Raw genomic sequence first — 25821 nt, 5'->3', positions numbered from 1 at the left:
GGCAAACCTACCCCCACGGGTTGAACGTGGAAGCCGGATTGCCCCGCGAAGGCGGCGAACGCCTTAGTAGTAGGCGTTTTCTTTCTGGGTATGGTCAGTCACGTCACGCACGCCCTTGAGTTCTGGAATACGTTCCAGCAGGGTGCGCTCGATGCCGTCCTTAAGTGTCACGTCAGCCTGGCCACAGCCTTGACAGCCGCCACCGAACTGAAGCACCGCGATGCCGTCGTCGACCACATCCACCAGGCTGACCTGGCCGCCGTGGCTCGCCAGCCCCGGATTGATTTCGGTCTGCAGGTAGTAGTTGATGCGCTCGTTGATCGGGCTGTCTTCATTGACCATCGGCACTTTGGCGTTCGGTGCCTTGATGGTCAGCTGGCCGCCCATGCGATCGGTGGCGTAGTCCACCAGCGCGTCTTCCAGGAAGGGCACGCTGACAGCGTCGAGGTAGGCCGTGAAACTTTTCAGGCCGACCGGCTCATCGTCAGGCTTTTCTTCGCCCGGCTTGCAGTAGGCGATGCAGGTCTCGGCGTACTGGGTGCCTGGCTGGGTGATGAAAATGCGGATGCCGATGCCAGGCGTGTTCTGCTTGGAGAGCAGATCAGCCAGGTAATCATGCGCGGCGTCGGTAATGGTTATAGCGCTCATGTAAGTTCCTCACAGACTTGTCGGCAGTGTACGCCAACCCGTGCCCCGAACAAAGTCCTAGCATTTGACTCGGGATAGCGCCGACTCAGGTGCCATACCCTGTCGGGCCGCGAAGCCAGCCTTCAGGCGCCGATACAAGCCGCGTTCCAGCCACTGGTAGCTCAACCACGACATTAGTCCGATTGACGGGATGCACAGGGCGAATACGAGGTACGGGTTCAGGCGCAGGCGCTCGCTGGCGAACAACCCCGCGTACAAAACCAGCACGTGGATCAGGTACACCGAGTAGGAACAGTCGCCGAGCGCTTTGAGCACGCGGCTACCCTTGAAATACGGCTCCAGGGCAACGAACGCGAGTACCACCAACGCACTGGGCAGTCCCCAGTGCAACAGGCGCTGGGAGGCGTCCAGTTGGAACAGCGCGAACCCCGCCAGCCCCAGCAGCACCAGTGGCAGGCACACGCCTTCGCGGATCAGGCCCCGGCGATACAGCACGCCTAGACCGATCCCGAGCAGGAATTCGTAGATGATGTCGTTGTTATAGAACCGGCTGAGCACCCCGAGCCGGCCCAGCACCTCGCTCACCAGCAACAACGCCGCAGTCACCAGCAACAGGTGGTGGCGCTGGCGCACCAGGAAGGCCAAGCCGAACAGCAGGTAGAAGAACATCTCGAAATTCAGCGTCCAACCGACGTTGAGGGTCGGGTACAACCCGTAGCCGCCCGGGTTCTCGGCCGGAATGAACAGAAGCGACAGCAGCAGGTGCTGCCATTCGAATACCTGATGCGGCATCCAGCGGCTGGCGACCAGCATCAGCACCGCCATCAGCAAGGTGTAGAACCAATAGGCGGGGACGATGCGCAAGGCGCGGTTGAGCAGAAACTCGCCGGGGGCGATGGCCTTGTCGCGGGTCGAGAGATAGATCACCAGCCCACTGATCACGAAGAAAATGTCCACGCCCACCGCGCCGCGTTCGGCGAACAGCCGGCCAATCGGGCCGCTGGCATGGAAGTCGAAGAAGATCTGCATGAAGTGGTGACAGACCACCACCCAGGCGGCGAATGCCCGGAGAGCCTGGAGCGAATACAGCATGAGTTACCCTGCGGTTTTCGGTGCATTGAAGCCAAGGCAAGTGCGGCCAAGCCGCTGCTGCCTCGAGGATCGCGCGAATCCTCGAGGCGCAGGGTCAGCAGCCCACCCTGGCCCATCCACCGTGTCCGACCGCAGTGATGCCGGAAAGGTCAGACGGCCCGATTAGAGGTTCTGGTAGCGATTCATGTCCAACACCCCCGCCTCTACCGGCTCGGTCTCCTTGATGTAGGTAGTCAAGTCATGGAAGTAACGCCAGAACTCGGGGTGGCTGCGGCGCACGCCCCAGCGCATGACGATGCGCTCGAATTTACCGGTATCGTCGCGCGCCGCCTCCAAGTCCTCGACGAATTCCGCGACATCGCTGGCCGGAACATTGAAGATGAAGTTGGGGTAGCTGCTCAGCACGCCGGGGTACAGGGTCAGGGTGTCCAGCCCAGGCTCATAGCGATAGGCCTCACCCAGCAGGAACGCGACGTTGCTGTGGGCGCGGTTGCGCAGCAGGCTGTAGACCTGACGCTCGCCGTTCTTGGCCTCTATGCGCAGCAGGGTCGCCTCAGGCAACTGGCCGATCACCTTCAAGCCAGCAGCCGGACGCGAGACCAGACGGCTCAGCGACTGCTCGACATCGCGGAACACTTCGCTCATCTGCGGCCGCGAGCAATAGGCACCCTGGCAGCGGTTGATCGGGTCGGGGGCGGCATTGAGGCTGGCGCTGCGCTGTAGCAGTTGCAGGCCGAAGTCGCGCTTCGGATCATGCTCGTTCAGCTTCAGCGCGCTCGGGGTGCTGGTGTCGATGTCGGTGTAGTCCATCCACATCTTCACTTTGCCACTATTCTGGTACCAGTCGCTGAGGATATGCCCGCGCCGGTCGGCCGGCATCAGGCGCAGGAAGTTCACCTCGGCGCCATTGCGGATCAAGTCGAAGTACAGGCGCGTCTGCAACTGATGCGACACGTTGCCGAACACGTCGAAGTTCACCGCCAGTTGGTAATAGGTGCGCTCCAGCAGTGGGTAGTCGAACAGCCACAGGGTCAGGGGCACGTCACCGATCAGGCCCTTGGTCACCGAGGCGCTGTCGAAATGGCGGAAAATGGTCAGCAGCGCGTTGTCGTTGCCCGCCCACAGCGTCGACCAGCTCGGCGCCGGCATCTGGGCGTAGGCCTCGCGGCGCAGCGCTTCGTACTCGTTGCGTTTGTCGCGGTAGGCATGCCATAGGCTCAGCACACTGCCCACATCGTCGATCTGCCCCGGCATGGCCAGCAACGGCGTGGCTTCGCTGCGGTACTTGGCGTCGGTGAGGTAACGGTCGTGGGCCGGTTCCTGGAACAAGGCCCAGAAGTTGTCGCGGATCACGTCGGTGGCGATCTGCCCGCGGCAGACCGGGCCACGGATGAAAGTGCGCACGAAATATTCGGCGTTATCCAGCATAAACTGGTAGCGAGCCACCGCCGGAATTGCCTCAAACGTCTCGAACGGATTGGCACGGTGGCGCGGACCGTAGCCAGGCAGCGAGGCGGCGTGCCAGTCGCCGGCGTAGAACAGTTGCTTGACCCGCTTGAGCTTCTGCGGGCCCATTGGGTAGGTGATGTGGGTCTTGTGCACGATCACACCCTGCACCGGGATCAGGCGATAGTAGAAATCGGTGCCGGGCGGATCATTCGGGCGGCGGGTGGCGATCAGGTCCACCGGCTGGCCACTCGGCGTGCGCGAGCGTACCCACTGGAAGAAGTGACCCTGCTCACCGCCGACGAAATAGATATGCGCCAGGAACAGGTGCTCGTACAGCCAGCGCCCCACCAGCGCCTCGGTGGAGCCGGGGCGGTTGAGCAGTGCCTCCCATTCGCCGATCTGCTGCGCCTCGGTGGCGCTGGGCTTGATCGGATTCTTCTCCACCGGCGCACCGGCCGCCAGCCAACGTTGCAGGGTCTGGTACTGCTGGTCGGTCAGGCCGGTCACCGCCAGCGGCATGCCTTCCTTGGGATGCACGCCGGCATAGGCCTCGAACTCGTGGGGCAAAGGGCACATGTTGTTGCGCTCGAGCCCCAGAACGATGTCGTCCGGCAGCTTGGCGTTGGGGGTGAGCGGTGCTTGATGGCCCAGTTCGAGCATGCGTGCCATCAGCGCGGCCTGGCTACCCTGTTGGTCCAGCACCGAGTAGAAGCCCTGCTTGCGCCAGCCGGCCTCGTCGTGGGCATCGTAGAACAGCCGCGTGGTGGCCACCGCCTGGCTGCGCTCACCCTGATAGACCGGCACCTTGGACGCGCCGCGCTCGACCCCCTCGGCGCTGCCCAGGTTGAGCTGGCAGGCGGCGTCGTTGCAGGCATGGCACGCCACGCACTTCTCGGTGAAGATCGGTTGAATATCCCGGGCATACGAAATCGCCGGGCTCGATTGGGGGGCCTGCGCGAACGCCGCGCCACTGATCAACAGTGCGAAGGCGCTGGCAAGTATGCGAAGCGACATGTGCCGAAAGTCCTGGTTCTTGAAGCCATCACGATATGCCTGAGCGGGTCCTTGGGTGCTATCGAGCAGGTGCCAACATGAGAGAAATTCATGCAAATTGGCGGTGCGTCTAAAAACCGTGCAGGTTTGTTATTATTCGGCACCTTCTGATATTCGCCCGACCAGGTAGTCCTATGTCCGACCGCAGCGCTCGTTACCAAGCACTCCAGAACGCACTCAAGGAGCGCATCCTGATCCTCGACGGCGGCATGGGTACTATGATCCAGAGTTACCGCCTCGAGGAACACGACTATCGTGGCACGCGTTTCGCCGATTGGCCAAGCGACGTGAAGGGCAATAACGATTTGCTGCTGCTCAGCCGCCCGGATGTGATCGCCGCCATCGAGAAAGCGTACCTGGACGCCGGCGCCGATATCCTCGAAACCAATACCTTCAACGCCACGCAGATCTCGCAAGCCGACTACGGCATGGAATCGCTGGTCTATGAGCTGAACGTCGAAGGTGCGCGCATCGCCCGCCAGGTGGCCGACGCCAAGACCCGCGAAACCCCCGACAAACCGCGCTTCGTCGCCGGGGTGCTCGGCCCGACCAGCCGGACCTGCTCGATTTCTCCCGACGTCAACGATCCGGGCTATCGCAACGTCACGTTCGATGAACTGGTGGAAAACTACGTCGAGGCGACCCGCGGGCTGATCGAAGGCGGCGCCGACCTGATCCTGATCGAGACCATCTTCGACACGCTCAACGCCAAGGCGGCGATCTTCGCCGTGCAACAGGTGTTCGAAGAGGACCGCGTCGAGCTGCCGATCATGATCTCCGGCACCATCACCGACGCCTCCGGCCGCACCCTGTCCGGGCAGACCACCGAAGCCTTCTGGAACTCGGTGCGCCACGCCAAGCCGATCTCCGTCGGCCTGAACTGCGCCCTGGGCGCCAAGGACTTGCGTCCTTACCTGGAAGAACTCTCCGGCAAGGCCGACACCCACGTTTCGGCCCACCCCAACGCTGGCCTGCCCAACGCCTTCGGCGAATATGACGAGACCCCGGCCGAAATGGCGGCAGTGGTCGAGGAGTTCGCTGCCAGCGGCTTCCTGAACATCATCGGCGGCTGCTGCGGCACCACCCCAGCGCATATCCAGGCCATCGCCGAGGCCGTGGCCAAGTATCCGCCGCGGGCCATCCCGGATATCCCCAAGGCTTGCCGCCTGTCGGGCCTGGAGCCGTTCACCATCGATCGCCAGTCGCTGTTCGTCAACGTCGGCGAGCGCACCAACATCACCGGTTCCGCCAAGTTCGCCCGACTGATCCGCGAGGAGAACTACACCGAAGCGCTGGAGGTGGCCCTGCAGCAAGTCGAGGCTGGCGCCCAGGTGATCGACATCAACATGGACGAAGGGATGCTCGACTCCCAGGCGGCCATGGTCCGCTTCCTCAACCTGATCGCCGGCGAGCCGGATATCTCCCGCGTACCGATCATGATCGACTCTTCCAAGTGGGAAGTCATCGAAGCGGGCCTGAAGTGCATCCAGGGCAAGGGCATCGTCAACTCGATCTCCATGAAAGAAGGCGTCGAGCAATTCAAGCACCACGCCCGCCTGTGCAAGCGCTATGGCGCCGCCGTGGTGGTCATGGCCTTCGACGAAGTCGGCCAGGCCGATACCGCCGCACGCAAGAAAGAAATCTGCCAGCGCAGCTACAACATCCTGGTCCATGAAGTGGGCTTCCCAGCAGAAGACATCATCTTCGACCCGAACATTTTCGCCGTGGCCACCGGTATCGAAGAACACAACAACTATGCCGTGGACTTCATCGAGGCCTGTGCCTACATCCGCGACCACTTGCCCCACGCCCTGAGTTCAGGCGGCGTGTCCAACGTGTCGTTCTCGTTCCGCGGCAACAACCCGGTGCGCGAGGCGATCCACTCGGTCTTCCTCTACCACGCCATCGGCAACGGCCTGACCATGGGTATCGTCAACGCCGGCCAACTCGAGATCTACGACGAGATCCCCGCCGAGCTGCGCGAGAAAGTCGAAGATGTGGTCCTCAACCGCACCCCCGAAGGCACCGACGCCCTGCTGGCCATCGCCGACGACTACAAGGGCGGCGGCGCGGCCAAGGAAGTGGAGAACGAAGCCTGGCGCTCGTTGCCGGTCGACAAGCGCCTGGAGCATGCCTTGGTCAAGGGCATCACCGCGCACATCGTCGAAGACACCGAAGAGTGCCGCCAGCAATGCGCACGCCCCATCGAGGTCATCGAAGGCCCGCTGATGAGTGGCATGAACGTGGTCGGCGACCTGTTCGGCGCCGGCAAGATGTTCCTGCCGCAGGTGGTCAAGTCAGCCCGCGTGATGAAGCAGGCCGTGGCGCACCTGATCCCCTTCATCGAGGCAGAAAAAGGCGACAAGCCAGAGGCCAAGGGCAAGATCCTCATGGCCACGGTCAAGGGCGACGTGCACGACATCGGCAAAAACATCGTTGGCGTGGTGCTGGGCTGCAACGGCTATGACATCGTCGACCTCGGCGTGATGGTACCGGCCGAGAAGATCCTGCAGACTGCCCGCGAGCAGAACTGCGACATCATCGGCCTGTCCGGGCTGATCACCCCTTCGCTGGACGAAATGGTCCACGTAGCCCGCGAAATGCAGCGTCAGGGCTTCAACCTGCCGTTGATGATCGGCGGCGCCACCACCTCCAAGGCCCACACGGCGGTGAAGATCGAACCCAAGTACACCAACGATGCCGTGATCTACGTCACCGATGCCTCGCGCGCGGTCGGTGTGGCCACGCAGTTGCTGTCCAAGGAACTGAAAGCCGGCTTCGTCGAAAGGACCCGTGCCGAGTATGTCGAGGTGCGCGAGCGCACCGCCAACCGCAGCGCCCGCACCGAGCGCCTGAGCTACGCCCAGGCCATCGCTGCCAAGCCGAAGTACGACTGGGCCAGCTACCAGCCGGCAAAACCTGCCTTCACCGGCGTCAAGGTGCTGGACAACATCGACCTGCGCGAGCTGGCCGCCTACATCGACTGGACGCCGTTCTTCATTTCCTGGGACTTGGCTGGCAAGTTCCCACGCATCCTCACCGACGAAGTGGTCGGCGAAGCCGCTACGGCGCTGTACCAGGATGCCCGTGAGATGCTCGACAAGCTGATCGACGAAAAGCTTATCAGTGCCCGCGCGGTATTCGGCTTCTGGCCGGCCAACCAGGTCAACCATGACGATATCGAAGTCTACGCTGACGATGGCGCGACCCTGGCCACCCTGCATCACCTGCGCCAACAGACCATCAAGCCCGACGGCAAGCCCAACTGGTCGTTGGCCGACTTCGTGGCGCCCAAGGACAGCGGCGTGACCGACTATGTCGGTGGTTTCATCACCACCGCTGGCATCGGTGCCGAAGAAGTCGCCAAGGCCTACCAGGACAAGGGCGACGACTACAGCTCGATCATGGTCAAGGCGCTGGCCGACCGCCTGGCCGAAGCCTGCGCCGAATGGCTACACGAGCGGGTGCGCAAAGAGCACTGGGGTTATGCCAAGGACGAGCACCTGGACAACGAAGCGCTGATCAAGGAGCAGTACAGCGGTATCCGCCCTGCTCCCGGCTACCCAGCCTGCCCGGATCACACCGAGAAGGAAACGCTGTTCCGCCTGCTCGATGGCAGCGCGATCGGCGAAACCGGCCCGAGCGGGGTGTTCCTCACCGAGCACTTCGCCATGTTCCCGGCAGCTGCCGTGAGCGGCTGGTACTTCGCCCACCCGCAGGCGCAGTACTTTGCCGTGGGCAAGGTAGACAAGGACCAGATCGAGCAATACAGCGCGCGCAAAGGCCAGGAGGTCAGCCTGAGCGAGCGCTGGCTGGCGCCGAACCTGGGCTACGACAGCTGATTGAGTCGAGCAAACCCATCCCCACAGGCTCGGCGCATGCGATTCCTGTGGGTGGGCAACGCGATGTATGGCACCGGCTGCGCCGGTGTTCGCGGCTAAAGACGCTCTCATAGAACTACATATAACTTGTTGATTTAGCAGAGACCTGTGGGAGCGGGTTTACCCGCGAACACCGGCGAAGCCGGTGCCATACACCGAGTCGCCTGCTTCGCGGGTAAATCGGGGCGCCGAACCGCCGCTCCCACAGGGTACGCTGCGCGCTTGCGAAATCAGTTCTCTGCGCGACAGCGCAGCCCTTAAGGGCTGGGTGATCTCCTACAGAGGCAGCGTTGGATTCACTCACATCAGCGCTGGCTGGCCAACGCCGGCTTTTCCTGCTCGCGGATCACCAGCAACTGATACTGCGGGTCGGCCTTGATCTGCGCCTCGGTGAACGGAATCGGCGCCAATTGCCCTGCCGCGAAGGCCTGGGTCTGATCGGCGAAATGCCTGGAAGCCGCCTCGCTCGACAGCGAGAACGCCAGCAGGCCTTCAGCCTTGGGCCCCTGCTCGGTGAAGCTGACCACCTGCAAGTAACTCGAACCACTGACCACCAGGCGCTTGCCCGGCGCCACCGGCACGCTGAGCATCGCGTTGTACACCCCAAGCTCCTGCGGCCCGCCTGGCACCGGGATGCCGCTCATGGCCTGCTGCACCTGGCCCCAGCGCGTATCGTCTGTCAGGCCATCCGCCTTCACGCGTTCCAGGGACGCCAGCGCCGCCTCGCGCAGCCACTGGCGTACCGCCGCCTGCTCAACCGCAAGACCACGCGGGGTGTGCAGCGGGTCGGCTGGATCGAACGCCACGCGCCAGCTCTCTGGATGCTTGGCCAAGGCCGCCGCGATGTGCTGGAAGTGCACCAGGCCAAGTCCGGCCTGCACGTCGGCTTTGCCGTCCCAAGCCTGAATGCTGGCGCACAGCGCCTTGAGGTCGCTTTGCACGCCCTGGCACCAGTGCAGCAAGTCCGGCCGCAGCAAGCTAGCCAGGTACACCTCGTCATCGAACACCATGCGCTGCAAATCGGCCGCGGCCAGCTTGGCGTTGCCCTGCAAACGCTGCAAGGCAAAGCGGCTGCGCAAGCCCAACGGCTGGTCGGCACGGCTGACCAGTGGCGAGAAGCCGGTCAGCGGCGCGCTGGGGTTGGCCTGCCAGGCCGAGTCATTGGCATGCTGGACGAAATCACGACGCTCAAGGCTGGGCAGCAAACGGGCGGGAAAGATGCCCGGCTGAGCGGCCTGCGGATCGACTTTCCATTGGCACGCACTGCGCGAACCGTCGAGCACCACCAGCGGCCCACGCAAGCCCGGGTTGCCGCACTGCGCCAGCAAGGCCTGGTCCACGAAAGGCACCACGGACTGATTCAGGTACAAGGTGCTGCCGCTGTCATCCACAGCCAGGGTGTTGACCCAGGGGATCCCTTGCAATTGACCGACCGAGGCTTTAAGCGCCTGGAGACTATCGGCGCGGTTGATCTGGTACCACTGCTGCAACACCCGCGTGTTGTCCAGGTTGGCGTCACGCAGGCTGTAGGCAGCCTGTGCATCCCAGTCAAGGCGGCCAGGCCATTGCACTACTGGGCCGAACCGCGACAGGTACAACACCCGCTCGACCGTTTGCAGACTACCCGCCTCGCCCTTGACCAGGACGCTGACCTTGTATCGTTCAAGCGGCAGCGACTGGCCATCGAACAGGTAGCGGGTCGAATCCCTAGGGTCCATCTGCAGGCGGTACAGCGTGAAATGCTTGGAAGTATCGACAGTATGGGTCCAGGCCAGGTGCTGGTTGAAACCGATGTTGATCATCGGCAAGCCCGGCAACGCAGCCCCCATGACATCCAGTTGGCCTGGAATGGTCAACTGCATCTGATAGAAACGCATGCCGCCCATCCACGGAAAGTGCGGATTGGCCAGCAGCAGACCACGGCCCGAAGCTGCACGCTCGGCGCCAATCGCCACGGCGTTACTGCCACGGGCCTGGGCGAAATGCTCCTGGCGCGCCAGGGCTTGCCCATAGTCGACGGCAGGCCGCTGCGCCGCCAACGTCGGCGGCGTCGCCGCGACCACGGCCTCGGCGAACTGCCCCACGCCCCCCTCGCTCAACAGACGTCGGGTGAGCTTGACCAAGTCCTGGCTGCTGATCGGGCGCACCCAGTCGCCGTTGCCGCACTCAGCAGGCAAGCCCTGGGCACGACGCTCGCCCAGGGCTCGGTTGTAACCTGCTGCGTAGCCGCCCAACAGGTCGCGCACAGCGCTTGGCTGCGCCTGGAGGAATTCTTCGACCGCTGCCGGGCGGTTGAGCCAGGTGAAGAACAGGTCGCTGGGCAGGTTGTCGCGCTGGTCGGTGGTCTTGCTGTCGGCGCCAAAATACCGGGAACGCTCGCCATTGACCGTCAGCACCTCGTCGGCCAGCAGGCACAGGTTGTCCTGGGCGTAGGCATAGCCGATGCCGTAGCCCAGGCTGCGTTCGTCCTTGGCCAAGATGTGCGGGGTGCCGAAACGGGTGCGGCGGATCTCTGCCGAAGCATCGCCGACCGTTTCCTGGGCTTGGCTGGCAAGACTCGAAGCTGCCAGCGCAGCGACAAGGCACACGCGCAAAACAGCAGATGAAGAAAGGTTCACAGGCACTCCTCGTGCGCATCGGGGATCATCCCGATCAGACGAATAGCTTGATGAAAATTTTACGCCTTTGCCGGGTTGGCAACGTCTTGAACAAGGCGTGCCGGTTTTTTTTCACCAAGGCCTGCAGTTTTACCGTTCCCATTCGTCTTAAGTAGTGAGGCCCCCCTGTTTTTGGGACAGTCCACGAAAAGGAGCATTCACAATGTACAACCCGCACCCTTCGCTGCAGACGCCGCCAAACCCAGCAGCCATGCCCTGTGCGCAGAACGAGCGCGTGGGCAATGAGCAGATTCGCGAGCTGCTGCGCACGTTCGGCCTGCGCACCAGTCTTATTCGCCTGAAAGTGATCGATGCCCTGCACAAGGCTGACCGCGATGGTCGCAGCATCGGCGTGCGTGGCGTGCATGCCCAGCTTGAACAGCTGGACATCCCGCTGTCGTTCCTGAGCGTGCGCGAGGTGCTCAAACGGCTGTGCGCCGAAGGCGTGATCAGCCTGGGCAACGACAAGTGCTACAGCCTCAACCCGCAGGCCAAGGCCGTCCTCGAACAACCCGCCGCGCGCTGAGTGCGCGGCCGGCCGCTGTCAGCCGGCCCTCACCCGTCAGGGCTTGACCTTACGCCGCAGGATCCCGTTGATCACCACCACGACCACCGCGATGGCAATGGCGAAGTACTGGAATGTCTGCTCGCTGATAGTGCCCTGCTTCTGCAGGTAACTCAGCCCGAGCATCATGCCCAGGACCACCACAATGATCAGGATCGAATATTTCAGGCGCTGCACGTGTGTCATCGAAGGTTCCTTGCAACATCAGGGACATGTGGCTCCTTGGGAGCCGGCGCCATGATACCGCGCAGCCAGCCGAGACGCTGACTTTCCTGCCCGAATACCCCGGTAGGTTGGCCAGCATGGCGTACGGTCAGACGACTGTCATAGGGTATGCACCCACTTCGCCATCATGGAACGCCTTCTCTGGATGTTTAGCGGCTTGCACGCATTGAGCTGGTGTTTTTCCTACAACGCGTGAAAACAATCCCTGCGAACGCCGAGCGTTTGTGGCTACAACTCCCGGCCCGATTCGCGCCTAGCGACGCTTTCTGATGCTGTTCGAAAATCCAATCAAGCCACCGGGTCCTCCCGGCGACGTTCAGACACACCCCTGCGGTGCGTCCCCCACACAGCAGAAGGAAGCCTTGCATGGAAACGCCCGATCTCAACAATATCGATGTCAGCCAGTTGCCCCACTCTCTGCAATCGCTGATCGAATGTATCGGCCTGGAAAACGCCTACCACCTGACGTGCGCATTCGGCGGTCGTCCCAAGTACATTCCCAAGCATCGCGAGCGCACCAAACTGGCCGACGTCCTGCCGGCCGAGGCACTCGATGCGCTGATCAAGCGCTATGCCGGCATGGCCCTGGAAATTCCCAAGGCCGACCATTTCCAGCGTCAGCTACGCAACCTGCAGATTCAGAAAGAAAGCGCCAACGGCCTGTCACGTAGCCTGCTGGCTGACAAGTACGGCCTGAGCTTGCGCCAGATCGGCAACATCCGCCGCCTGGAATGCCCTGCCCGTTGAACCGCGCCTGTAAAGGTGCGAGAGCACCAAGCCCCCAACGCACAACTCGTCGCCGGCCATGTTGGCCGGCGCGAAAGGGTCCCAGGCGATCAGAAGTCGCGCTTGTAGAAGATGTCCAGCGAGCTGGCCAGCCCACTGGCAGCCTCCAGATAGACCTTGCGGCTGAGCTTATAGCGCAAGGCGATGGTATTGGCCGGCTCGAACACCCCTACCCCATAACGCAGGCTCAGGCGCTCGGTCAGGTTGCCGCTGGCCACCACGCTGGTGCGGTTGCCCGATCCTTGGGTATCGAGCTGGAAGTCGTCGATACCCAAGTTCGATGCCAGACTGCCGGTAACCCCGGCGCTGCCAGCCAAGCCCAGACCCAACGCGGCTTCGGCCAACATGTTGCTGTCCTCGCCGGAAGTGCCCAACGGCCGTCCCATCACCAGGTACGACAGCGCCTGTTCCTGGCTCATCGCAGGCTCCGAGAACACCGTGGTGGTCGGTTGCTCGGCGCTACCGCTCAGGCGGATGCCGGCAACGACCTCATCGACCTGACGAATCGCCTCGATATCCAGGTAAGGCTGGTCGATGGGTCCTGCGAACAGCAGGCGTGCGCGGCGTATGGTCAGGCGCTGGCCGTAGGCACGGTAACGGCCATCGGCCAGGCTCAGCTCGCCACGGGTATCGAGGTTATCGCCAATATGCACTTGTCCGCGCAGGTTGGCGGTCAGGCCAAAGCCGCTGAACGACAGTTTCTCGCGCCCCACGTCGACGTCGATGTCCATGGAGATGGCCATCGGTGGCGCGCCTTGCTCGGTCTGGTGCCCAACGATCACCGTGTCATCGGAGACCTTGACCGTTGAAGGCGGTAGTTCGCGTACCTCGATCTTGCCCTTGGGCACCAGCACCTTGCCCGTCACTGCCAACTGCTCGCCGAGCAGTCGTATGCTCAGGTCCGGCGCCACTTCCAGGGCAGCGTAGGGTTCGACCATCACAGGCAACTGCGTGCCTTGCAGGCGCAGGTCCATGCCCAATGCCTGGCCCCACGTCACCTGGCCCGACAACTGCCCACGCCCCGCCTCACCGCTGCGCCAGTCGCCCTTGAGCTGCATCTGCTCGCCAGCGATCTGAGCCTGCACCGCCAATCCCTGCACGCTCAACGGCAGCTCGGCCCCGCTGACCTCCCCACCACTGAGGGCGATATTGCCGACCACTTCGGGCGCCATCAAGCTTCCCGCCAGCCGCCCACTGCCATTGAGGTGGCCGGCCAGGCGCTCGACCATGGGCAGGAAGGGCCGAGCGATCGACAGGTCCAGACCGCTCAGGCGGAAGTCACCTGAGAGCGGCTTGTTACGCCCGAGCGGGTCAAGCCGGGTATTCAACGCCAGCTCCCCCAACCGCTCGCCGCGAAAATCCAGGCGGGTATCGATCCGGCGTGGCGCGAGCGTACTGTCCAGACGCAGCACCTGGTAAGGGAAGTCGATCCAGCGCCCGCTATCGCGCACACGCAAGGTGCCGCTGCTGGCATCGATGTGAAGGCTGCCTTTGGGTCCACTGGCCGGGATGTCGAGGTTGATGTCGGCATTGAGCATGCCCTGCCAGGCGAAATCCTTGGGCAGCCATTGCGCCAGGCTGTCGAGAGGGAATTGCTTGAGGTGGTAGCGCAGACGCGGCTCCGGCGCCAGGCGTTGGTCCTCGCCACACAAGCTGGCTTGCCCGGAGCGCCAGCAGTGGGCGCCGAAGTCCAGCTGGCCGCTGGCTAGGCGCTGCACGCGCGCCGGCGCCTGGAGCTGCCAGTCCTGGCCGCCGGCCTGGATACGTCCGCTGGCCAGCCGACCACGCCAGTCGCCCTTGGCCAGGGTGCCGTCCAGGGCCAGATCGAGCTTGAGCTGCGGACCGTCCAGCGCCAGCGTCACGGCTTGTTGGCGAATATCGCCCGTGCCTTGCACGGTCAGTGCCCCCAACGCCGTGTCGCCTGCGCCGATACCCACCGCCTTGAGCGACACCTGGGCCCGTTGGGCGCTGTCCAGGCGGGCGTCCAAGTTCAGGCGCTGGATGCGGTTGTCCTGCTGCGCCAACTGCTGGCCCTGCAGCACCAAACTGCCTTGCGGGGCCGCCAAGGTTCCGGCCAGGTCCAAACGGCCTTTGGCCTGCCCCTGCAAGCGCGGCCACAGCTGGCCCAGCCTTGGCAGGTCGAGGTCGATGCGCCCGGCCAGGCGCTGTTGCAGGCTGGCGCTGCCGTTGATGCGGTTGTCACCCAGTTGTACCGCCAGGCTGCCCAGGGTCCATTGCTCACCGGCGCCGTCGGCATCCACCTTGAGCATGGCCGGCTGGCCGCGCAGGCGCCCTTTGAGGTCAAGCTGGGCCTTGAGTTGCAAATGCTCGCCCTTGAGTTGTCCCTGGCTGCGTAGCGGGCCGGCCAGGGTGCCGGGCAACTCGGCCAGCCAGTACGCGGGGTCAAGGGCTGAAAGTTGCAGGTCGACATCCCAGGCCAGGGTATCGGCAAAGCGCAGCTCGACACTGCCTGCGGCCTTGCCCTGCCCTGCCGTCAGCACCAGTTGCGGCAGGCGCACTTGGGTGAGGTCGCCGTCGAACGGGCTGACCAGCTTGAAGGCGCCGGCCGGCCCATCGAGATCGCCGTCGAGGCGACCGCTGTAGGTGCCGTCCTGATACTTCACCTGGGCATCGAGGCGCTTGAGGCTGACTTGCGGCGGTGTTTCCAGTGGGTACAGGCGCTGCCAAGGGAAATCCAGCCAGTCGACGTTCGCCTCGGCGCTCAGGCCCTGCTGCCAGTCGGCACTGGCTTGCAGCTTCAGGCGCTGGGTGTCACTGGCATCGAGGTTCAAGGCATCGAGCCGCGCGCCGTTGGCGTCGACCTTGCCCGCAAGGACAAGAGCCAACGGGCCTTGCTCGGCAGGCAACGTGGCATCGCCGGACACCCGATAGCCCGCTTGCAGGTCGCCTTGGGCGTCCAATCGCAGTTGGTTCAATTGCAGGGTATCCGGCAGGCTGGCGACCGGTTTGAACGACTCGCTGCGCAGACTCAGCTTGGCCGGCAAGCCTTCGGCCAATGCCTGAACCTCACCCGTCAGACGCGCCTGGAGATATCCGCTGCTGATGCCCTCGAGCGCCAGGGTTTTCTGCAACTGGCCCTTGAGGTCAAGGGCCAGTTGCCAATCCTGGCCGTCAACCGCGGGCAATTGCAGCGAACCTTGCAGTTGCAGCGGCCAATCCCCCTGCGGCTGCACATCGCCCTGCAGGCTCAATTGCAGGGTATCGCGGCGCAGTTGCAGGGTGTCGATGTGCAGCCCGCTCGCCGTCCAGTGGGCCGCCAGTTGCAGCTCGCCCAGCAGATCGCTGCCGTCCAGGCGCAACTGGCCGATCCTGGCCTCGCCCAGCTCGATGGACAGCGGCAGGTTCAACGCAGGCAGGCTCAGCGGCGTATCGTCAGACGCAGGCTCGCCGGGAGCGAACGCCATGTCGATGCGGGTCGCCTGCAAGCGTTCGATGCATAGCGCCCCACGCAGCAAGCAGCCAGGCGACCAACTCAGCTGTGGCGCCAGCAGCTCAACCTGGTCGGTGGCGTTGCTCCAACGTAGCTGGCTGGCTTGCCAACTGCCGCCCAAACGCCCTGAAAAGTCGCTGACCTCCAGACCTGGCACCAACCCCAGCGCCCAGCGGCTGCCCGCCTGGGTACCCAGCACCGAAGCCAACGCCAGGGCGGCCAGTACCAGCAACACGCCCAGGCCAAGCAGGATGAATCTGAACACACGTATCACAGCTCAGGCCCCATGGAGAAGTGCAAGCGAAAACCACCGTCGTCATCCAGCGCCCGGGCCAGGTCCAGGCGCAGCGGCCCCACCGGCGAGACCCAGCGCACGCCAATACCGACACCGGTCTTGAGGCTGGGCAACTCCAGCGAATTGAACGCGTTGCCTTGGTCGATGAAGGTCGCCACGCGCCACTTTTCGGCGATCGAATACTGGTACTCGGCACTGCCGGCGACCAGATAACGGCCACCGATGCGGTCACCCTGGTTGTTTTCCGGCGACAGCGACTGGTAGTCGTAGCCGCGCACGCTCTGGTCACCACCGGCAAAGAAGCGCAGCGATGGCGGAATGTTCTGCTGGTAGCCATTGGTGGCACTGCCGCCGAACTGCACGCGACCGAGGAAACGGTGGTTCTGACCAAGGGTGGTCAGGCCCTTGAGCAATACGTTGCCATGCACCAGGTTGGTGTCCGAACCCAAGCCTTGCTTAGCCACCTGTACATCGAATTGCAAACGGTAGCCTTGATGTGGATCGATGCGGTTGTCGCTGCGCAAGTACGAGTAGCTCAGCCCTGGCATCAGCAAGTTGCTCAGGCCCGAATCGTCCCCCAGACGGTACTCTTCGCGTTGGTACTTGAGCGAAACCACCCGCTGCCAGCCACTGGGCAGTTTGCTGTGCCACTCGGGGCCGACTGTCAGCAGCTTGCTCAGGGTGTCGGTGCCAGAAATTTCCTCGTTCTGGTAGCCACCGGCAAAACGCAGCTTGTCGGTCAGCGGTGGATCCAACGGAACGTCGTACCACAGCCCGACGTTCTGGCGTGGCGCCGACAGTTCTGCTTCCCAGCCGTAGCTGTGGCCTTGGGGGTTGACCCAATGGCGCGTCCAGTTGGCTTTGGCGCGGGGCCCGACGTCGGTCGAATAGCCCAGACCCAGGCCCATCGTGCGGGGTTTGCGGGTATCGAGGTGAACCTCTACCGGTATCTGCTCGGCCACCGCAGCGGTGGGCGCTGCGTCAACCCGAACGCCTTCGAAGTAACCGCTCGACTGCAAGTCGTTGTTCAGCTCAGCGATCAGTTCCGAGTCGTAGGGGGTGCCAGGCTTGAACGGCACCATGCGCTGCAACAGGTCGTTGTCCAGAGGCGTGTCGCCACCGAAGGTCACAGCACCCAGGCGGTAGCGTGGCCCGCTCTGGTAGATCAGTTCGATATCGGCAACACCCGCCTGGGGATCGACCGCCAGGCGCTGACGCTCGAAGCGACCGCTGAAGAATCCATAGCGCGAGGCTTGGTTCTGGATCAGCCGCTTGGCGTCCTCGTAGTGGCCATGATTGAGTGGCTCGCCCGGGCGCAGAGCCTTGCTGTTGGGGATGCGGAACGCCTTGAGTTCGCTGGCCGGCCCGTTGATACGCACGGTAACGTTGCGCAAGCGCACCGGCTCTCCAGGCTCGACCCGAATCAGCAACTGCGCAGGCTTGCCCGCCTCGGCAGGCGGTTTGACTTCGGTGTCGATGTGCGCCTGGTAATAGCCCAGGGCCTGAGCCGCCTTTCGCGCCTGCTCTTCGGCGCCACGGCTGAAGCGCAACAAGGCCTCTTCGTCGCGCTCACCCAGGCTGCCGATGTAGTTTTCGATATTGCCCTTGAGCGCCTTGTTGGCCGGTTTGACCCGCACCAGCAGTTCACTCTGGGCCCATGCCATGGAACTGGCGGCCAGCAGCAGCAGGCCCCAGCCTAGTCTTCCTGAATACGTCATGCCGGGCATGCTACCAGAGCGAAGCGGCCTGCGGAGCCGCAGGTAATTTCAGTCACACTATTGTTACCTTGCCCGACGAAGGGTTCGGATGAAAGAACACCCGCTCCCTGATAGGCCCTACAGCAATCTCGCCGATTTCCTGATAGCCCTGGCGCTGATAGAAATCCAGGTAATGGGCGTTGCCGGTATCCAGCACCACGCCCTGGGTGCCTTTATCGTCGGCACACCAATCGTGCACCGCCTGCAACAGCTGTTCGCCATAATGCTGGCCCTGAAATTGCGGATGCACCCCCAACAGAGGCAACACGTGCACCTGCGCGCTCGGCAACACGCCAGCCAGCGCGGCCTGATAGTCGAGGTAGCGGCGCGTACAACGCAGGCCAGTGCCCAGGATCATGCGCAAGCGCCAGGCCCAGCTGTCGGCCACCCCCAGCCTGCGCAGCGGCGGCACGATCAACGCCAGGCCCACCAGGCGGTCCTCCACCAGCAAGCCGATGGCCGGCAGTTGCAGGTAGAAGTGCTGGCGCAGCCATTCGCGGATCACCACGCGCAGACGCCGCTCGTAGCCAGGGCGCTGGCTGTCCAACAACCAGCCATAGGTCGGTTCGTGGCGGTAGGCGTGGTAGAGCAACGAGCGTGCTTCGCGGGCGTAGCCTTCGTCGAGCAGGCAAATGCGGGCCGGTGCGGCCGAGGCGTCGGGCATTGCGGGTGTTCCTCCTGGAATGGGCGTACACAGCCTTGGAGGCGCAGGTACGCGCTTGGTTCACCTTTCCAGAGCACCCTAGCAGCGCCGACCTGCCCCTGCCATGCTGGCCGCGAAGGCCGATGTCGGCTAGCATCGGAGGCTTTTACCAGGATTGTCTTTCCATGAAAGTCGTCTCGTTCAACATCAATGGCCTGCGCGCCCGTCCGCACCAACTGGCCGCGCTGATCGACAAGCACCAGCCAGACGTTATCGGCCTGCAGGAAACCAAGGTCAGCGACGAGCAGTTCCCGCTCGCCGAGGTCGAGGCGCTCGGCTATCACGTCCACTACCATGGCCAGAAAGGCCACTACGGCGTCGCGCTGCTCTCGCGCCAGGCACCGCTGGCGCTGTTCAAGGGCTTCGCCAGCGATGAAGAAGACGCCCAGCGCCGTTTCATCTGGGGCACCTTCGCCGACGCCAATGGCAAGCCGGTCACCGTGATGAATGGCTACTTCCCACAGGGCGAAAGCCGCGACCACCCCACCAAGTTCCCGGCCAAACAGCGCTTCTACAGCGACTTGCAAGCCCTGCTCGAAGGCCAGTTCAGCAACGACCAGGCCCTGCTGGTGATGGGCGACATGAACATCTCGCCCCAGGACTGCGATATCGGCATCGGCCCGGACAACGCCAAGCGCTGGCTCAAGACCGGCAAGTGCAGCTTCCTGCCGGAGGAGCGTGAGTGGATGGAGCGACTCAAGGGCTGGGGCCTGGTAGACAGCTTCCGCCACCTGCACCCCGACGTGGCCGACCGTTTCAGCTGGTTCGACTATCGCAGTCGCGGCTTCGAGGACGAGCCTAAGCGCGGACTGCGTATCGACCTGATCATGGCCTCGCAAGGGCTCCTGCCACGGCTCAAGGCCGCAGGCGTGGACTACGAATTGCGCGGCATGGAAAAACCGTCGGACCACGCGCCGATCTGGCTCGAACTGAGCTGATGCCGACGCCGGGCACCGACCCTGTGCCCGACGCGTGATTCTTTTGCATCCGCGTACGCTGCTGCGGAACTCCGGGCCTACACTGTATCTCCAACCCTCATGCAGTAGTTCCCTTGGGCTTCACCACCGGAGGTCACACCATGCGCCACTTACTGCTTGTTCCCTCATTGCTGCTCCTGCTCCCAGCAGGTGCCGCATTGGCCCGCGTCGATGCTGGCGACGTCGCCACCTCGGCAGGGGTTTCCGCTTCGCTGTATTCGACATTCAAGGACGACAAACGGATCATTCCGGCCCGTGACGAACTGAGCGCCTTCGTCGCCAGCGGCGGCGCCATTCGCGGTGCGTACCTTGAGTCGGCGCTGGAGCAAGCGCGCCAGGCCAACCCTGGCATGCAGGTCAGCGATGAGGAATTAGCCAGGGCGTTGCTGTCGCAGGACGACCTGAAGCTCGATCACTGAGTCACGCCCGGCAAGGCGGCATCGACGGTGCTGCCTTGTCCGTTGACCCGGTGATGGGGTACACAGGATCGGCTATTGGCGCCCCTCGCGCTTGGCGTTTTTCTTGACGATGGTTTTCATCCGCGTTGCCGCGCGCTGCACGGTGGCCATCTTTTCAGGGCGTTTCATACCCCGCCATTTGCGAATCTCCTCGCGGGTTCGGCCACAGCTCACGCACAGCTCGCTGTTGAGCTGGCACAGCGATACGCAGGGGTTTTCGATATCTTTGGCCATGGCGCAGCTCCAAGGGCGGGCGCGCAATCATACGTCATGGCAGAACGTTGATCGAGCGCCGTCCAGACCGGCGCCAAGCCTCGGCAGGCAAGTCCATCTGCACCTGCAAGCCCGCGCGCTTGGCCGCCACCGCGCAGAGGCTTCCCCCTTGCAGGTGAATCGCGCGTAGGGTAATCGCCACCCTCAGAACGTCACACGCCATTGGCGGGAAATTTCCTACGGCCGATCGTGTTACCGCTATACTCGCCGCCCATTTTCAGCAAGGAAGCGACCCATGCGCAGGCTCTACTGCGGTGTACTGCTGTGCACGGCCGGCGCTGTGCCGGCACTGGCCGAACCCCGCTCGTTCGCGGTCAACGACCCCAGCGGCCAGTACCTGGTCGAGGTGCTGTTCGCCGATGCACCTGCCGTGGAAAACCAGCTGGCCCCGGTACACATCACCCTGCGCGACCGTCGCACCTTGCAGGTCATCCAGCAACTGTACAGCGATGCGGGCAACGCACCGCGCGCCGGTGCGCAGGCCGATAACGGCTGGCTGCTGGGCCCCAGCGGCCTACTGTACTTCAATGATTTCAACTTCGACGGCCACCTGGACCTGGCCATCCGCAACGGCAACCTGGCCAATGAACGCTACGCCTACGATGTCTACCTACAGACTGCGCAACCGCCGCGCTGGACCTTGAGCCAACCGCTGACGGACCTGGCACGCCAACCCGACGGCCAGATGTTCGACACCAGCCAGAAGGACCGCACGCTGATCCAGCAGACCGACCGTGGCTGCTGCTGGACCCGCACCACGCGCTGGCGCTTGCAGGGTGATGTGCCGATACGCCTGAGCAGCTTCACCCAGGAACAGATACCTGCCAGCCTCGACGACAGCACCAGCATGCCCAGCGGTTACATGCTCCGCAGCCGCGGCGAGTGGCAGGCCGGCCGGTGGGTCGAAACGCCCAGAGTCGAAGGCCCGGTCATCGAGCACCCGCAATCGTTCAGCGGCACCCTAGCCGGCAAGCTGCCGGTCGAGCTGTGGTACCAGGAGCAAGGCGCGGTGCTCATCGGCGAGGTGCGCTACACCCGCAGCGGCAATGGCAAGCCGATCACTTTGGTGGGCAACCGCAGCCAATACAACGACACGCCGTACGTCTACCTGCATGAGTTCACCGACGATGGCCGACGCACCGGGATCTGGCGGATCACCCTCGGGCAAGCCGATCCACTGCGCTTCACTGGCGAATGGGTCAAGCCGGACCGAACCGACAACACCGAACTGACCATCGACCTGGCACCCAGCGACGCCGAGCCCCCCTGGAAAAGCTCAACGACCTGCCTGCCGCGCAGCGCAGCGGCCGTTACCAGATGCTCGATGACTTCCTGGGCCGTGACGGCGTGCTCGACCTGACCATCCTACCCGAGCGCGACCAGCAAGGGCGCGAGGTGGCGGAGTTCACGATCAGCCTGACCAACAGCAAGACCGGCGAACCGATCATCACCGAGCAGCACCGCGTCCCCATGCTGACCGAAAACCTGATCATCGTGCAGGATCCGCTCTATCCCAAGCTTACCGGCCCGTATCACATCCAGTTGGTCAAGGGCTTCGCCGTGCTCAACTACAACGCCGAAGCCGACTCGCCGCTGATGATGAGCGGGTATTACCGCAAGCAACCTTGAGCGGGGGCCTGCTCGGTCTTGACGCTGGACGTGCCCTGCACATGCAGCACCCTGGTCCATGCTCAACCGCGACGGATAACCCAGACCCCGCCGGGCGGGCGCCTGGGTTATGCTCGCCGAGCACCCAGGAGCCCACTCATGCAGCTTACCTTCAGCCACGTCGATGTACTGGTCAGCCAGCTCGAACACGCCTGCGACTACTATCGGCAGATACTCGGTGCCGAGATTTCCTCCACGCAGGTCTGGGAGCGAGGCGGCCTGCACGTGCGCTACGCCGTCGCCCGCATCGGCAAGGAGCGCTTCATGCTGGTGCAGCCGCTGGCCGGCAACCTGAAAGTGCTGCTCGATCAACATGGCGAGGGGATGATCTACCGCCATTGTTACAGCACCCCAGACATCGAACAGGCCTATGACGAGCTAATAGCCAATGGCGTGCAACCGCAGGACGAGAACGGCCAACCCCTGCCCCGTGAAGCCCTGACGTCTCCAGCCGGAGCGCGGATCATCTGGCTGCCCAAACGCTTCGGGCACTTTTCCATCGAGATCATCGAGGCGGCCGGTCTGGAGGTGTTCATGGACGCAGCGTTTGCGTAACGGCTGCCAATTGATCGGCTACCCCAGCACACAATGCACCGCCCTCATCGCGCGAGCAGCCACCTACGGATGCGCCCACACTTGCGCAATCTCCTTGCGTATAACCTCGCTATACCAAGGGTTTTTACCTGATTCGCACGCCATAGAACCTCGAAAATTGCGAGTAATGGAACGTAATCGCAAAATAACATCAAATCTTATTGATAAGTATTCTCATTCTGTTTAATAATTCTTAACTCAGTTGGTCAGTGGCCAGCCGTGAGAATGCAACACTCCTTCGACGCTATTTAAAGGATCAACGCCATGCGCGTATTGGTGGTGGAAGACGACCCCTCGGTCAGTCACTGGTTAGGCAGCAAGCTGCACGCCTGTGGCCACAACTGCAGGATGACCGACAACGGCGAAGGTGCCCTGGACATGATCCAGCGCGAAGCCTTCGACGTGGTGATCCTCGACCGAGTGCTGCCGAAAATGGATGGCATCGAAGTGCTCAACCAACTCACCGGCAAGCCCCGCCCACCGATCCTGGTGCTATCGGCGAACGATCAAACCGCAGACCGTGTCGAGGGCCTGCGTGCCGGTGCCGATGACTACCTGGGCAAACCGTTCGACTTCACCGAACTGCTGCTGCGCCTGGAGCTGCTCGCGCGCCGCCACCAACAGCACTCGCACGACGAACTGCTACTGATCGACGACCTGCAGGTCGACCTGGGGCGGCGCACCGTCAGACGCGACGGTCAGCGTATCGACCTTACCGACAAGGAGTTCAAGTTACTCCAGGTCCTGGCCGAGCACCGTGGCCAGACCGTCACCCGCAGCATGCTGCTCGAACGGGTATGGGGTTACCACTTCGATCCACAGACCAACCTGATCGACGTGCACCTGTCCAAGCTGCGCACCAAGATCGACAAAGGCTTCGCCCGCCAGATGATCCGCACCATCCGCGCCATCGGCTATGTCCTTGGTTAACGCCTATAGCCTGCGCCAGCTGCTGGGCACCAGCAATTTCCGTCAGGCTTCCACCATTGCCTTCGTCTGCCTGCTCATCTCGCTGATCTCGATCATCTGCAGCAACCACCTGCTGGAAGTGGTGACCCGCAGCCATGTGCGCGAGATGATTCTCAACGACGTGCGCGCCCAACAGCTGCATGGCAGCCTGCGCAGCACCACGCAGGTCGTAACGGCACTGCAACAACGCGAACCTACCGAGGCGCGCAAGGAGCATTTGCCCACCGTGGTCGACGCCCAGGGCAGGCTGCGCTATGGCAATGCCTGGCTGGTGCCGCAGTTCGACTGCACCAGCGGCTGCCTGGGCAATTGGCGCCACGCCGTGGTGCCGGCGGCCAACGGCCCGGCAGAGATCCTTGGCCTGCTGGTGCCACTGGCCGACGGCGGCAGTTATTTCAGCGCCTATAACCTGCGCCCGATGCTCGAACGCACGCGGATCATCCCGCTGATGACCGGCGCCACCATGCTGCTGGTGCTGTTGCTGATCCTGCTCACCAGCTTGCCGTTCAGCCGTCGCAATCTCGAACGCATCAACCACATTCGCGACACCCTCGCCCGCTACGCCAGTGGAGATCACGGCTCGCGGGTGGCCTGTCACAACGACGGCGACGAGTTCGACCAGCTCGGCAGCGAGGTGAACCACAGCCTGCAACGCATTGATCGGCTGATGGAGGAAGTGAAGAACATCACCAGTCATATTGCCCACGAGTTGCGCACGCCGCTGACCCGCCTGCAAGCTCGCTTGCTGGACGTGGCCGAGCAGTTACAAGACGAGCCGGCGCGCGCCGAACTGATGCAGGCAGTGTCCGACAGCGAGCGGATCCAGAGCCTGTTTCGCGCGGTCATGCGCATCGGCGAAGTGGAAACCGGGCGCTGCGCACACCAGTTCGAGAGCCATGCCGCGCAAGCGCTGTTGCAGGATATCGCCGAGTACTACCAGCCGCTGGCCGAGGAGCGCGACTGCCTGCTGGTGGTGCAGTGCAGTGCTCAATGCCGGGTGTACGGCGACCGCGCGCTGCTGTTCCAGGCCCTGGCCAACCTGGTGGACAACGCACTCAAATACGCACCGCGCGGCTCGCCGGTGACCCTGCGTGGCGAGCAAGTGCGCAACCGCTCGCGCCTGAGCGTGGCCGACCGTGGCCGTGGCATCCCCAATGCCCTGAACGACCGCGCCATGGCGCGCTTTCAGCGCCTGGACACCAGCGGCGATATACCGGGCAACGGCTTGGGCCTTACCCTCACCCGCGCCATCTGCGACCTGCATGGCGGGCAATTGCTGTTGGTCGACAACCAGCCGGGGCTGTGCGCAACGCTGGAGATCAAAGCGCCGGCCGATTGAAGCGGCGTCTCGATCCACGGCCATGCCAGGGGCGACTGCACCGCCTGCATCGCGGTTGAACAGAGCGCCGTCCCTGCGCGCATACCATCGCCCACGTCCGCTTCCTTAAGCATTCTTAATACACCCACGCTTGTCCGGCACATGAGAATAAATCTTAATACCAACCAATTCTCATCCACTGCTTTTCAATGGAGCCTGCCATGCTCAAGCGATTCAAACACTTCCTCGCCGATGAAAGCGGCGTCACCGCGATCGAGTACGGCATCCTCGCCGCCGCCATGGCTGCGGCCATTGGCGTGATCTTCGGCTCCGACGGGGTGTTCGTCACCGCGCTGAAGGAACGCTTCTCCTCCATCGCCGACCAGATCACCAACACCAACGCCCCCGGCCAGTAACCCAGAGCCCGGAGCGCAGCATGGACAACTCCCTCGCCGTACTCGTGCTGCTGCCGGCGCTGCTGTTCGTGGTCGGTTCCGACCTGCTCTACCGGCGCATCCATAACCTGCTGGTGCTGGTCCTGCTGGCGCTGTGGTGCGTACAACCGGTTGCAGGCCTGCTGGGCGTAGGCCCTTGGCGTCAGCTCGACACCCTCGCGGTGTTCGCCGCCATGGGTGGGTGCCTGCTGGGCGCTGCGCTGGTGCTGCTGGTCGGTTGCGGCCTGTTCTTCCTGGGCCGGGTCGGCGCAGGCGATGTGAAGCTGATGGCGGTCATCTGCCTGTGGGTAGGGCCACATGACCAGTTGGCGTTCCTGATCGTCACCGCGCTGGCCGGCGGCCTGCTGGCCCTGGGTCTACCGCTGCTGGGCCGAGTCGAGCAGGTGCTGGGACATGCCGTGCAGCGTCTGGCGCAACGCTTTCCGCGACTGGGCATCCACACCCCGGTGGTGATCACCGAACAGTGCCCGCAGGGCATTCCCTACGGATTGGCCATCGTCACCGGTGCCTTCTACATCCTGTTCATTCCCATCCATTCCTGAGCACG

Annotated in this window: 22 protein-coding genes; 12 read left to right on the top strand and 10 right to left on the bottom strand. The window is 63.4% G+C overall.

What is annotated here, in order from left to right:
• Positions 1-63: 63 nt before the first annotated feature.
• The 3 genes from nfuA to ACNFIC_RS01290 form a co-directional block, all read right to left on the bottom strand.
• Positions 64-648, bottom strand: coding sequence for a Fe-S biogenesis protein NfuA (nfuA, locus tag ACNFIC_RS01300; protein ID WP_138217419.1), 585 nt, complete (start codon positions 646-648; stop codon positions 64-66).
• Positions 649-705: 57 nt separating this feature from the next.
• Positions 706-1740, bottom strand: coding sequence for an acyltransferase family protein (locus tag ACNFIC_RS01295; RefSeq protein WP_138217418.1), 1035 nt, complete (start codon positions 1738-1740; stop codon positions 706-708).
• Between the two features lie 162 nt (positions 1741-1902).
• Complete coding sequence (locus tag ACNFIC_RS01290; protein WP_138217417.1) at positions 1903-4203, bottom strand: fatty acid cis/trans isomerase; 2301 nt, start codon at positions 4201-4203, stop codon at positions 1903-1905.
• A gap of 173 nt (positions 4204-4376) precedes the next feature.
• Between ACNFIC_RS01290 and metH the strand changes: the two genes are divergently transcribed.
• A complete protein-coding gene (gene metH, locus ACNFIC_RS01285) occupies positions 4377-8084 on the top strand; it encodes a methionine synthase (RefSeq protein ID WP_416779408.1) in 3708 nt (1235 codons plus the stop codon).
• Between the two features lie 344 nt (positions 8085-8428).
• Here the strand turns inward: metH and ACNFIC_RS01280 are convergent, their stop codons facing one another.
• On the bottom strand, positions 8429-10741 hold the full coding sequence (locus ACNFIC_RS01280) for an acylase (protein WP_138217415.1): 2313 nt from the start codon (positions 10739-10741) through the stop codon (positions 8429-8431).
• A 202-nt stretch (positions 10742-10943) separates the two neighbouring features.
• Between ACNFIC_RS01280 and ACNFIC_RS01275 the strand changes: the two genes are divergently transcribed.
• Positions 10944-11306, top strand: a complete 363-nt coding sequence (locus tag ACNFIC_RS01275; RefSeq protein ID WP_138217414.1) for a fe2+ zn2+ uptake regulation protein — start codon at positions 10944-10946, stop codon at positions 11304-11306.
• 36 nt (positions 11307-11342) lie between these two features.
• Here ACNFIC_RS01275 and ACNFIC_RS01270 read toward each other — a convergent pair whose 3' ends face one another.
• A complete protein-coding gene (locus tag ACNFIC_RS01270) occupies positions 11343-11531 on the bottom strand; it encodes a hypothetical protein (protein WP_138217413.1) in 189 nt (62 codons plus the stop codon).
• A gap of 405 nt (positions 11532-11936) precedes the next feature.
• Between ACNFIC_RS01270 and ACNFIC_RS01265 the strand changes: the two genes are divergently transcribed.
• On the top strand, positions 11937-12317 hold the full coding sequence (locus ACNFIC_RS01265) for a Mor transcription activator family protein (protein WP_416779405.1): 381 nt from the start codon (positions 11937-11939) through the stop codon (positions 12315-12317).
• Positions 12318-12406: 89 nt separating this feature from the next.
• Here the strand turns inward: ACNFIC_RS01265 and ACNFIC_RS01260 are convergent, their stop codons facing one another.
• From ACNFIC_RS01260 to ACNFIC_RS01250, 3 genes are read right to left on the bottom strand one after another with little or no spacing between them, the layout of a single operon-like run.
• Complete coding sequence (locus ACNFIC_RS01260; protein ID WP_416779403.1) at positions 12407-16081, bottom strand: translocation/assembly module TamB domain-containing protein; 3675 nt, start codon at positions 16079-16081, stop codon at positions 12407-12409.
• A complete protein-coding gene (locus ACNFIC_RS01255) occupies positions 16078-17820 on the bottom strand; it encodes an autotransporter assembly complex protein TamA (protein ID WP_416779401.1) in 1743 nt (580 codons plus the stop codon). Before ACNFIC_RS01255 ends, ACNFIC_RS01260 begins: the two co-directional genes overlap by 4 nt.
• A gap of 52 nt (positions 17821-17872) precedes the next feature.
• The gene (locus tag ACNFIC_RS01250) at positions 17873-18523 is read right to left on the bottom strand and encodes a GNAT family N-acetyltransferase (RefSeq protein WP_138217409.1); all 651 of its coding nucleotides are present in this window, start codon (positions 18521-18523) and stop codon (positions 17873-17875) included.
• Between the two features lie 164 nt (positions 18524-18687).
• Between ACNFIC_RS01250 and xthA the strand changes: the two genes are divergently transcribed.
• The gene (gene xthA, locus ACNFIC_RS01245) at positions 18688-19500 is read left to right on the top strand and encodes an exodeoxyribonuclease III (RefSeq protein WP_138217408.1); all 813 of its coding nucleotides are present in this window, start codon (positions 18688-18690) and stop codon (positions 19498-19500) included.
• A gap of 140 nt (positions 19501-19640) precedes the next feature.
• A complete protein-coding gene (locus tag ACNFIC_RS01240; RefSeq protein WP_138217407.1) occupies positions 19641-19958 on the top strand; it encodes a DUF2388 domain-containing protein in 318 nt (105 codons plus the stop codon).
• Positions 19959-20030: 72 nt separating this feature from the next.
• On the opposite strand, the gene ACNFIC_RS01235 is transcribed toward ACNFIC_RS01240, so the two are convergent.
• Both ACNFIC_RS01235 and ACNFIC_RS01230 read right to left on the bottom strand, forming a co-directional pair.
• Positions 20031-20231, bottom strand: a complete 201-nt coding sequence (locus tag ACNFIC_RS01235; RefSeq protein WP_138217406.1) for a DUF1289 domain-containing protein — start codon at positions 20229-20231, stop codon at positions 20031-20033.
• 34 nt (positions 20232-20265) lie between these two features.
• Positions 20266-20433 (bottom strand): hypothetical protein, encoded by a 168-nt coding sequence (locus ACNFIC_RS01230; RefSeq protein ID WP_171030886.1) that lies wholly within the window; start codon positions 20431-20433, stop codon positions 20266-20268.
• Positions 20434-20505: 72 nt separating this feature from the next.
• On the opposite strand from ACNFIC_RS01230, the gene ACNFIC_RS01225 reads away from it, so the two are divergent.
• The 7 genes from ACNFIC_RS01225 to ACNFIC_RS01195 all read left to right on the top strand — a co-directional run bounded on the left by ACNFIC_RS01225 (position 20506) and on the right by ACNFIC_RS01195 (position 25816).
• A complete protein-coding gene (locus tag ACNFIC_RS01225; RefSeq protein WP_416779397.1) occupies positions 20506-21630 on the top strand; it encodes an XAC2610-related protein in 1125 nt (374 codons plus the stop codon).
• Positions 21588-21899 carry a hypothetical protein gene (locus ACNFIC_RS01220; RefSeq protein ID WP_416779395.1) on the top strand — a complete coding sequence of 104 codons (312 nt, stop codon included), beginning with the start codon at positions 21588-21590 and terminating at the stop codon, positions 21897-21899. Before ACNFIC_RS01225 ends, ACNFIC_RS01220 begins: the two co-directional genes overlap by 43 nt.
• 138 nt (positions 21900-22037) lie before the next feature.
• Entirely contained in the window at positions 22038-22493 is a 456-nt protein-coding gene (locus tag ACNFIC_RS01215; RefSeq protein ID WP_138217404.1) for a VOC family protein, read from the top strand.
• Positions 22494-22796: 303 nt separating this feature from the next.
• Positions 22797-23462, top strand: a complete 666-nt coding sequence (locus tag ACNFIC_RS01210) for a response regulator transcription factor (protein WP_138217403.1) — start codon at positions 22797-22799, stop codon at positions 23460-23462.
• Positions 23449-24840 (top strand): sensor histidine kinase, encoded by a 1392-nt coding sequence (locus ACNFIC_RS01205; RefSeq protein WP_416779393.1) that lies wholly within the window; start codon positions 23449-23451, stop codon positions 24838-24840. Before ACNFIC_RS01210 ends, ACNFIC_RS01205 begins: the two co-directional genes overlap by 14 nt.
• Before the next feature lie 200 nt (positions 24841-25040).
• The gene (locus ACNFIC_RS01200; protein WP_138217401.1) at positions 25041-25235 is read left to right on the top strand and encodes a Flp family type IVb pilin; all 195 of its coding nucleotides are present in this window, start codon (positions 25041-25043) and stop codon (positions 25233-25235) included.
• A gap of 20 nt (positions 25236-25255) precedes the next feature.
• Positions 25256-25816 carry a prepilin peptidase gene (locus ACNFIC_RS01195; RefSeq protein ID WP_138217400.1) on the top strand — a complete coding sequence of 187 codons (561 nt, stop codon included), beginning with the start codon at positions 25256-25258 and terminating at the stop codon, positions 25814-25816.
• The last annotated feature ends 5 nt before the right edge of the window (positions 25817-25821 follow it).

The organism is Pseudomonas sp. NY15463 (assembly GCF_048068415.1).
In the GTDB taxonomy this organism is placed as follows: Bacteria; Pseudomonadota; Gammaproteobacteria; order Pseudomonadales; family Pseudomonadaceae; genus Aquipseudomonas; species Aquipseudomonas mosselii_C.
Note: the sequence above shows the minus strand (reverse complement) of the source record. Positions and strands in the feature narration are given on the sequence as shown.

Coding starts and splice junctions, on each gene's coding strand:
- ACNFIC_RS01265 (WP_416779405.1), top strand. CDS start 11,937: ATGGAAACGCCCGATCTCAACAATATCGATGTCAGCCAGTTGCCCCAC.
- ACNFIC_RS01210 (WP_138217403.1), top strand. CDS start 22,797: ATGCGCGTATTGGTGGTGGAAGACGACCCCTCGGTCAGTCACTGGTTA.
- ACNFIC_RS01195 (WP_138217400.1), top strand. CDS start 25,256: ATGGACAACTCCCTCGCCGTACTCGTGCTGCTGCCGGCGCTGCTGTTC.
- ACNFIC_RS01220 (WP_416779395.1), top strand. CDS start 21,588: ATGCTCGATGACTTCCTGGGCCGTGACGGCGTGCTCGACCTGACCATC.
- nfuA (WP_138217419.1), bottom strand. CDS start 648: ATGAGCGCTATAACCATTACCGACGCCGCGCATGATTACCTGGCTGAT.
- xthA (WP_138217408.1), top strand. CDS start 18,688: ATGAAAGTCGTCTCGTTCAACATCAATGGCCTGCGCGCCCGTCCGCAC.
- ACNFIC_RS01215 (WP_138217404.1), top strand. CDS start 22,038: ATGCAGCTTACCTTCAGCCACGTCGATGTACTGGTCAGCCAGCTCGAA.
- ACNFIC_RS01200 (WP_138217401.1), top strand. CDS start 25,041: ATGCTCAAGCGATTCAAACACTTCCTCGCCGATGAAAGCGGCGTCACC.
- ACNFIC_RS01205 (WP_416779393.1), top strand. CDS start 23,449: ATGTCCTTGGTTAACGCCTATAGCCTGCGCCAGCTGCTGGGCACCAGC.
- ACNFIC_RS01290 (WP_138217417.1), bottom strand. CDS start 4,203: ATGTCGCTTCGCATACTTGCCAGCGCCTTCGCACTGTTGATCAGTGGC.
- ACNFIC_RS01235 (WP_138217406.1), bottom strand. CDS start 20,231: ATGGCCAAAGATATCGAAAACCCCTGCGTATCGCTGTGCCAGCTCAAC.
- ACNFIC_RS01270 (WP_138217413.1), bottom strand. CDS start 11,531: ATGACACACGTGCAGCGCCTGAAATATTCGATCCTGATCATTGTGGTG.
- ACNFIC_RS01255 (WP_416779401.1), bottom strand. CDS start 17,820: ATGACGTATTCAGGAAGACTAGGCTGGGGCCTGCTGCTGCTGGCCGCC.
- metH (WP_416779408.1), top strand. CDS start 4,377: ATGTCCGACCGCAGCGCTCGTTACCAAGCACTCCAGAACGCACTCAAG.
- ACNFIC_RS01275 (WP_138217414.1), top strand. CDS start 10,944: ATGTACAACCCGCACCCTTCGCTGCAGACGCCGCCAAACCCAGCAGCC.
- ACNFIC_RS01250 (WP_138217409.1), bottom strand. CDS start 18,523: ATGCCCGACGCCTCGGCCGCACCGGCCCGCATTTGCCTGCTCGACGAA.
- ACNFIC_RS01230 (WP_171030886.1), bottom strand. CDS start 20,433: ATGGCGTGTGACGTTCTGAGGGTGGCGATTACCCTACGCGCGATTCAC.
- ACNFIC_RS01225 (WP_416779397.1), top strand. CDS start 20,506: ATGCGCAGGCTCTACTGCGGTGTACTGCTGTGCACGGCCGGCGCTGTG.
- ACNFIC_RS01295 (WP_138217418.1), bottom strand. CDS start 1,740: ATGCTGTATTCGCTCCAGGCTCTCCGGGCATTCGCCGCCTGGGTGGTG.
- ACNFIC_RS01240 (WP_138217407.1), top strand. CDS start 19,641: ATGCGCCACTTACTGCTTGTTCCCTCATTGCTGCTCCTGCTCCCAGCA.